The following is a 3978-nucleotide window of genomic DNA, read 5'->3' as shown; positions in this document are numbered from 1 at the left end:
AGACGCCACCTGTGTTGCAGGTTTCGGCGGTCTGTCTTCGTAATACTCCAAAACCCATGACAGAAAAAAGCACTTTGACGTTTTTTTGAAGTTTATTTTTCAGAGTGACGAAAAGCGCTTGGCGGACTGCCATCACCCGTTTAAAGTCGGAGATCAACCTGCAACGAATCCCCTCCTGAAATCGCCTTTTGCCCAATGTTTACGGGGTTTTGACCTTTTCAGCGAAACCCGCTCTGACAGTCTTCCCAACCGATCCCGCTTTGCGACGTTTGCGTCATCAGCCAAGGCAGCGCCGTTTTCACGCCATCCTGCTTCACATTGAAATTGATCACGCCATGACGCCACAGCAGCATCAAGGTCAGCACCCGCTGTGCGCTCTGATTGGCCTTGAGTTTGCCTGCGCCGTCCTGGGCATCGATATCCCATAGCGCCACCTGCAAGCCCTGAGCCTTGAAGAAACCTTCGGCATCGGCGCGGCGCTGACCATCGGGCGGGCGAAACAGCGGCACAAAATTTTCCGGCAGCTTGCCTTTGATCAGCTCGACACTGCGCCGCACAGAGTCCTGCCAGTCCTGCCAGTGGCTGTGGGAACGAAACTCCCAGCCTTGCACACCGACGCATTGGGCCGAGTACGTCGATTGCAGGCTGGCGACCGAACGCTCCGTCAGCCGGGCCTGGATGTCCCTGCCGAGCACGAAGAACGTGCCGCTCATGTTGGCCTTGCGCAGGTATTCGCTGACCCAGGCCGTGTTATCCGGTGCTGCATTGGCCGCGCTGTCGAACGTCAGCAAAAACAACCGGTCATGCATTGCCTCGCCGTTGCGCTCAAAGTCACCAAAACGATCGACTTCGCTGCTGGTCTGCGGGAAGAGCGCAGCCTTGCGCAGTTGCTCGTCGAGGTACTGGCCATGGAACGCACGACTCGGTTCCGCCCAACGGGTGTAGTAGCTGTCTTCGCTGATCTGGAACTTGGCGGCTTGTTCACGCAGGGTGGGCATGTCCTCGACCAGGAAACAGAAGGACGCATCCTGATCGCAGCTCTGTTGAGCGAAATTGTAATTGGCAAGCAAGCGCTGCCACAGGCGTTGGCGAACCCGGTTGACCGAGTCCAGATTGATCGTGCGCAAGCCCAAACGCTGGGCCAACGCGGGTTCGTCGAGGGACTCGCTGGCCAGCAGCACACTGGCGAACATGAGGATTTCCGCACGCGAGGCGACATCGAACAATGTCGGGTTGCCGAGTTGTTCCGGCCAGGTGCTGCGATCGAGCGTCGCCACGTCGCCCGGCGCCGCCAGGGCGCCGAAGCTCAAAAGCCAGGCCGAGAGTAGAAAAACAATGCGCAATGGGATGTCTCCATAACAAAACCCGCGCGGCACTATAGCTGATCCGACCGCAACTCCCGCAGCCAAGCCGAACGCCTTGTGCGAGGGAGCTTGCTCCCGCAGCCAAGCCGACTCATTGTGGCGAGGGAGCTTGCTCCCGCAGCCAAGCCGACTCATTGTGGCGAGGGAGCTTGCTCCCGCTGGGCTGCGAAGCAGACCCAACCCGGCGACCTCATTCCGCCAGGCTAAATACGTGCCCCCTCTTGCGACCGCTTCGCGCTCGAGCGCGAGCAAGCTCCCTCGCCACAGAAGCCCATCCTGGCAAACCATCGATCACCTATCACCTTGATAGCTGGAGTCATTGAGGCCAACCCCCTAGAATCGCCGCCACGATTAAAGGAGACGACTTCATGCTGATGGTGATTTCCCCCGCCAAGACCCTCGACTACGAAACACCGCCGGCGACGCAGCGCTTTACCCAGCCGCAGTATCTGGACCACTCCCAGGAACTGATCATGCAACTGCGCGACCTGACGCCGGCGCAGATCAGCGAGTTGATGCACGTCTCCGACAAAATCGGCGGCCTCAACGCTGCGCGCTTCGGCAGCTGGACACCCGCCTTCACTCCGGATAACGCCAAGCAGGCGCTACTGGCGTTCAAGGGCGATGTGTACACCGGGCTGAATGCGCAAACCTTCAGCGAAGCCGATTTCGATTACGCCCAGCAGCACCTGCGCATGCTATCGGGCTTGTACGGCCTGCTGCGCCCACTGGATTTGATGCAACCGTATCGGCTGGAAATGGGCACCAAACTGGCCAATGCCCGTGGCAAGGACCTGTACGCCTTCTGGGGCACGCGGATCAGCGAATGGTTGAACGAAGCCCTGGCCGATCAAGGTGACGACGTATTGCTCAACCTCGCGTCCAACGAGTATTTCTCGGCAGTCAAACGCAGCGCCTTGAACGCGCGCATTATCAATACCGAGTTCAAGGACCTCAAGAACGGTCAGTACAAGATCATCAGCTTCTATGCGAAAAAGGCCCGAGGCATGATGAGTCGCTTCGTTATCGAAAAACGCATCGACGACCCGGCAGCGCTCAAAAACTTTGATGTGCAGGGCTATCGTTACAGCGCCGAGCAGTCAAAACCGGACAGTCTGGTGTTCCTGCGCGACCACGCACCAGAGTGATGCGCAAGCACCGCGCAGGAAGGGTCAACCCCCCTCCTGCGCCGTCACTGATCGTCCGACAATCTCCCCGCCAGCTCGCCAGTCAATTGGCGCCAAAAAACCATCGATCATTTTTCTAACTTTAGTTTCACTCGACTTCAATCATTTTTTTACGTAGTGGCACTGACTTTTTTTAACAGTAGTGGCACAAAAATATCCCCTCCGACGATCCGCCTATATATAAAGGGCGAAACGGCAAGTGCTATCAAAATGAAAGCAGTGCCATCTTTCTCAATATTTCAAAAAATTTCAGATTTCGCGATGGGCGGGCTGGAACTATGTCCAAATGCACCGCTCATACCACCGGTAACGATTCTCGCCGAGACTGTACGAGATAACTTACGCAGAGAAGTGATTCATGTAGCGAAGTTGTAATACAAACTTTCGCCAACTAATCCCTGATTTGGGCAACATCAAGCGGACAGGAGATAACGCATTAACACTATCCCCTACAAGGCCAAGGCCGCGCCCCTATAAACGTGCTCACCCGAGCACCCAACCGCTTGATCCACGGGCTATCCGCCTGAGATCGAGCGCGCAGCACCCGTGCACGAACACCCTCTGAACAGGGGGGTTGGCTGCATAACAGGGCAAGTCATAACAACAAGGCCTAGTTGCGCACACCTTGAGTGCACTTATTTAGACACTCGGAACTTTTATGCCAGCACACGGCACAGCTGCGCCTGTAAGCCGCACTTCCGAGTGCACTATGACCGCTGAAAACATTAACTCCGGCCATCTAATGGCTTGGTAAAACACAAGCTTGATAACGAGGTAATTTCGATGCGCATCAGCATATTTGGTTTGGGTTACGTTGGCGCAGTGTGTGCCGGTTGCCTGTCTGCACGGGGTCATGACGTCGTTGGCGTCGATGTTGCCAAAGACAAGATCGATATGATCAACGCGGGCAAATCGCCAATCGTTGAACCAGGCCTGGGTGAACTTCTGGCGCAAGGTATCCAGACCGGTCGCCTGCGTGGCACCACCAATTTCGCCGAGGCGATTCGCGACACCGACCTGTCGATGATCTGCGTCGGCACGCCGAGCAAGAAGAACGGCGACCTGGAGCTGAACTACATCGAAGCCGTGTGCCGCGAGATCGGTTTTGTCCTGCGTGACAAGTCCACCCGCCACACCATCGTGGTGCGCAGCACCGTGTTGCCGGGCACCGTGGCCAACGTGGTCATCCCGATTCTCGAAGACTGCTCCGGCAAGAAGGCCGGCGTTGATTTCGGCGTGGCCGTGAACCCTGAGTTCCTGCGTGAAAGCACCGCGATTGCCGACTACGACCAGCCGCCGATGACCGTGATCGGTGAGTTCGACAAAGCATCGGGCGACGTTCTGCAATCGCTGTACGAAGAACTCGACGCGCCGATCATCCGCAAGGACATCGCCGTTGCCGAGATGATCAAGTACACCTGCAACGT

3 protein-coding genes are annotated in these 3978 nt (G+C 56.9%); 2 read left to right on the top strand and 1 reads right to left on the bottom strand.

Features of this window, described 5'->3' with window-relative positions:
• Positions 1 to 218: 218 nt before the first annotated feature.
• The gene (locus tag D8V06_RS10420; RefSeq protein ID WP_056854496.1) at positions 219 to 1343 is read right to left on the bottom strand and encodes a polysaccharide deacetylase family protein; all 1125 of its coding nucleotides are present in this window, start codon (positions 1341 to 1343) and stop codon (positions 219 to 221) included.
• A 389-nt stretch (positions 1344 to 1732) separates the two neighbouring features.
• Here D8V06_RS10420 and yaaA point away from each other — a divergent pair, with 389 nt between their 5' ends.
• Together yaaA and D8V06_RS10410 are read left to right on the top strand one after the other, a co-directional pair.
• Positions 1733 to 2512: a peroxide stress protein YaaA gene (gene yaaA, locus D8V06_RS10415; RefSeq protein WP_130930925.1), complete on the top strand. Its 780-nt coding sequence runs from the start codon at positions 1733 to 1735 to the stop codon at positions 2510 to 2512.
• An 822-nt stretch (positions 2513 to 3334) separates the two neighbouring features.
• The coding region (locus D8V06_RS10410; RefSeq protein ID WP_130930924.1) for a nucleotide sugar dehydrogenase at positions 3335 to 3978 on the top strand (644 nt) is incomplete at its 3' end.

Source organism: Pseudomonas sp. Sample_24 (assembly GCF_004307605.1).
GTDB lineage: Bacteria > Pseudomonadota > Gammaproteobacteria > Pseudomonadales > Pseudomonadaceae > Aquipseudomonas.
Note: the sequence above shows the minus strand (reverse complement) of the source record. Positions and strands in the feature narration are given on the sequence as shown.

Bases quoted from the DNA above. Each gene is read 5' to 3' on its own strand.
- yaaA (WP_130930925.1), top strand. From the start codon at position 1,733: ATGCTGATGGTGATTTCCCCCGCCAAGACCCTCGACTACGAAACACCG.